This is a genomic window from Synechococcus sp. OH2 (genome assembly GCF_047462155.1).
Taxonomy (GTDB): Bacteria; Cyanobacteriota; Cyanobacteriia; order Thermostichales; family Thermostichaceae; genus Thermostichus.
The window spans coordinates 1-2,951 of the sequence record NZ_JANSIR010000074.1 but is presented as its reverse complement, the minus strand read 5'-3'; the positions used below and the strand labels follow the sequence as shown (position 1 = coordinate 2,951).

Sequence of the window (2,951 nt, the reverse complement as noted above, 5' to 3'; positions counted from 1 at the left end):
CAGCTTGGCCAGGGATCCGGCAGCGCGCAGCTCCTGGCTGGAAACCCCTGCAAACAGCTCCGTCAGCCGCGCCAGGGGATCGTAGGTGCAGATACCCTCAGCGTTAAACTGCCGCCGATCCCAAATGAGATCCCGGCACACCTGCTGCTGCTCCTCCGGGATCTTGCTTAGGGGCAGGATCTTGGCGGCGCTGACGATGGCAGCATCCAGCCCGGCCTGGCGGCACTCGTGCAAAAACACTGAGTTCAAGACCACGCGGGCTGCTGGCGAGAGCCCAAAGGAGATGTTGGAGATGCCCAAGAGGATGTGGGCTTCAGGAAAAGCCTGACGGATGCGGCGAATGGCCTCCAGGGTAGCTGCTCCGTTGGCGCGGTCTTCCTCAATGCCGGTGGAAATGGGCAAGGCCAAGGGGTCAAAGAAAATCTCGTAGGGCGGGATCCCGTACTCAACTGCCTGGCGATAGGCCCGCTCGGCAATCTGGAACTTCTTCTCGGCAGTGCGGGCCATGCCCTCCTCGTCGATGGTGCCGATGACCACCCCTGCGCCGTAGGTCTTGGCCAGCTCCAGCACCTTCAGGAAGCGCTCTTCCCCATCCTCGTAGTTGGTGGAGTTGAGCAGGCACTTGCCCCCGGCCACCTTGAGGCCGGCCTCCATCTTCTGCCAGTCGGTGGAATCCAGCATCAGGGGAAGTGGGATCTGGGTCACCAGCCGCGAGACCAGCTCCCGCATATCCCGCACCCCATCCCGGCCCACGTAGTCCACGTTCACGTCGAGGATGTGGGCTCCCTCCCGCACCTGCTCCCGCGCCAGGGCCACCAGGCCGTCCCAATCTTCAGCGTTGAGCAGCTCCCGCATCTTCTTGGAGCCGCTGGCATTGAGCCGCTCGCCGATGATTAAGAACGAGTTGTCCTGGAGGTAGGGCTGGGGCGAGTAGATCGAGGCGGCAGCCTGGATGCGCTCGACGGAACGACGTTTGGGCCGCAACCCCTGAACGGCTGTCACCAAAGCAGCAATGTGCTCCGGGCGGGTGCCGCAACAGCCCCCCACCACCGCTACTCCCAGATCCCGCACAAAGTGCTCCAGGTGGAAGCGCAGCTGCTCCGGCGTTAGCTTGTAGTGGGCCTTGCCGCCGATGTTTTCCGGCAGGCCAGCGTTGGGGATGCAGGAGATGGGAAAGGGGGAATGGCGGGAGAGATAGCGGATGTGCTCGGCCATTTTGTCCGGCCCGGTGGCGCAGTTGAGGCCCAGCACATCGATGGGGTAGGGCTCCAGGATGGCCAGCGCTGCCCCAATCTCGGTGCCCACCAACATCGTCCCCTGCACCTCAAAGGTCAGGGACACCACCACCGGCAGGCGGATCCCACGCCGGGCCAACTCCTGCTGCACGGCCACCAGCGCCGCCTTGGTCTGCAGAATGTCCTGACAGGTCTCGATGATGAGCAGATCCGCCCCGCCGTCGAGGAGCCCCCGAACTTGCTCCTCATAGGCAGCCCGCATCTCGTCAAAGCTAATGTGCCCCAGGGTGGGCAGCTTGGTGGTGGGGCCGATGGAGCCGGCCACAAAACGAGGCTTTTCCGGCGTTGAGAACTCGGCTGCCACCCGCTTGGCCAGCCGCGCTGCCGCCACGTTGAGCTCGTAGGCTTTTTCCGGGATCCCGTACTCGGCCAAGACAATCGAGGTGGCGCCAAAGGTATTGGTCTCGATGACGTCGGCCCCCACCTCTAGAAAACCCCGGTGAACCTGCGCCACCGCCTCCGGCTTGCTCAGCACCAGGATCTCGTTGCAGCCTTCCAGCTCCGGCCCACCAAAATCGGCTGCCGTCAGGTTCTGGGCTTGCAGAGAGGATCCCATTGCCCCGTCGAAGACAATCACGCGTTCCTGGAGATGCTGCAGGAAGGGGTGGGTCATAGGCGTCGCGGCTCAGGCAGGGATGGGTTCAGAGCTGCTAAAGAAAGCTGGATTTAAGTTAGCATTGAGTCAATTCCCCGGACTAGGCCAAGGCAGGGATCCCCTAGACCAGGATCTCAAGGCTGGGACGGAATGGGGTAAAGTTGAGATTTTCTTCGTCTGCCCTGTTGCTGTTTCCCCAAGGGCGGGCTAATTTAGGGAAGACATTTTGGTGTGAACGGCTACAGTTGCCTGCAGGAACCTTCCTCAAGGTCGCTTGCTGGCTACTGCCGTCTGCTCTTCTCCTTGTATGTTGGGGTGATTGAGGTGCTGAATATCCTGCCCTCTCAGTCAGTAAGTGGCTTGGATTGTGTCAGGGGATAAGCAAAGCCAAAGGTTTGCCTTTCGAGATCTCGGGAGGCTTTACCCATCAAAACGGGTTTTGCGCCAGTTTAGCTAAACCCTATGAGCGATATCTGCTTCGAGATCGGCCTGAGCGATCGGTTGCCTAGAAGTGGGCGAGCTTGCCCGGCACAAACGGGGTTTGCGTCTGCGGAACTTGACTCCCTCCATTTGGCGTCAGGGGCCGCAGCAGAGTTGGCACCTGCTTCCCTCATTTCGGCGTCTAGAACCCCTTAGTCTCCTCCAGTTGTCTGTGATTAAAGTTACGAGGAACTCAGCATGGCTCAAGCAAAGGAATTGGTGAAGTCTGGTCATACGGCTCTTCTCGAACTGGATCTGGAAAGTTCATCCTCCATCCCTTTGGATGCGGACAATGAGGTGGATCCCCTTGAGATGGAACCGGATGCCAGTGACACTGATGCTTTTGATGAGGATGATGAGGACGACGAAGAGTCCCTCGAGGAGGATGCCGATGCTGCTGCCGCCGCTGCCAAGGGCCGTTCAAAGCGCAAAGCGGCCAGCAAGAAAAAACCCTACACCGATGACTCCATCCGCGTCTATTTGCAGGAAATCGGTCGTATCCGCCTGTTGCGGGCAGATGAAGAAATTGAGCTAGCCCGCAAAATTGCCGACCTGCTGGAGTTAGAGCGGGCTCGTGAGGC

The 2,951-nt window shown here is 60.2% G+C and carries 2 protein-coding genes; one reads left to right on the top strand and one right to left on the bottom strand.

Annotation, left to right across the window (positions count from 1 at the left end; all coding sequences use genetic code 11):
- Window positions 1-1,908 (bottom strand): homocysteine S-methyltransferase family protein (locus NW835_RS06285; protein WP_414414817.1); only part of this gene is annotated, 1,908 nt, incomplete at its 3' end.
- 660 nt (window positions 1,909-2,568) lie between these two features.
- On the opposite strand from NW835_RS06285, the gene NW835_RS06280 reads away from it, so the two are divergent.
- The coding region (locus NW835_RS06280; RefSeq protein ID WP_414414816.1) for a sigma-70 factor domain-containing protein at window positions 2,569-2,951 on the top strand (383 nt) is incomplete at its 3' end.